The organism is Acinetobacter sp. 228 (assembly GCF_048147885.1).
Map to the genome: position 1 here is coordinate 1 of NZ_JAYWYV010000363.1, position 1,242 is coordinate 1,242.

Annotated in this window: 1 protein-coding gene; it reads left to right on the forward strand. The window is 43.0% G+C overall.

The genetic code is table 11. From position 1 onward, the window contains the following. Positions 1-5: 5 nt before the first annotated feature. A complete protein-coding gene (locus VXQ92_RS19020) occupies positions 6-1,241 on the forward strand; it encodes a dihydroorotase (RefSeq protein ID WP_416682850.1) in 1,236 nt (411 codons plus the stop codon). Position 1,242: the final 1 nt, after the last annotated feature.

The following is a 1,242-nucleotide window of genomic DNA, read 5'->3' on the forward strand; positions in this document are numbered from 1 at the left end:
ATCACATGAGTATTGTAAAAATTGAAAATGTACGTGTGTTAGACCCAATCCAAAAAACAGACAGCGTACAAACTGTATATATTCAAGACGGTAAGCTCGTTGCTCCAGTCGATCAAGTTGAACAGACCATTGATGGTCAGGGTAAATGGTTAATGCCAACTATGGTTGATTTGTGCGCACGTTTGCGTGAACCGGGTCAGCAGCAGCATGGAACGTTGAAATCAGAAGGGAAAGCTGCACGTGCTAACGGTATTTTGCACGTCATTACGCCGCCAGACTCAAAGCCGATTGTACAAGACAACGGTGCGCTTATTCACGGCTTAATTGAAAAAGCTTGGCATGATGGTGGTATTCACATGCATATCATCGGTGCCCAGACTCAAGGTCTAAATGGTAAGCAACCAGCAAATATGGCGGGCCTTAAACAGGGTGGCTGTACTGCTGTTTCAAATGCGAATGCGGCTTTTGAACATGAGGATGTCGTCGTTCGTACATTAGAGTACGCTGCGGGTCTTGGTTTAACCGTCGTTTTCTATGCTGAAGAGCCACAACTTGCTAAAGATGGTTGTGCTCATGAAGGCTTTATTGCATCACGTCAAGGTTTACCAATGATTCCTGCAATTGCAGAAACCGTAGCGATTGCAAAATATCTGCTTATGATTGAAGCGACAGGTGTCAAAGCTCACTTTGGTTTGTTGTCTTGTGGCGCTTCGGTCGAATTAATTCGTGCTGCAAAAGCAAAAGGTTTACCGGTTACTGCCGATGTAGCAATGCATCAGTTACATTTAACTGAGCAACTAATTGATGGCTTCAATTCACTTGCACATGTTCGTCCACCATTACGTTCTGAGCAAGATAAAGAGCTTTTACGTCAAGGTTTAAAACAAGGTGTAATTGATGCTATCTGTACCCACCATGAGCCTTTAAGCAGTTCAGCTAAAATGGCTCCATTTGCAGAGACCCAACCGGGTATTACTGCATTTGATACTTATGTGGCTTTGGGTATTCAGCTCATTAATGAAGGTTTATTTGAACCTTTAGAATGGGTAACTAAAGTGACAAGTGCTCCTGCACAGGTAGCAAATATGACAGCTCGTTGGCAAGCCGAAGCAGGGTGGGTGTTAGTAGATCCTGAGTTAAGCTGGACTGTAAGTAAAGACACTATTTTATCTCAAGGAAAAAATACCCCTTTACTGGGTCAAAAGCTTACAGGTAAAGTCTTACAGACTTTTGCTGTTTAAT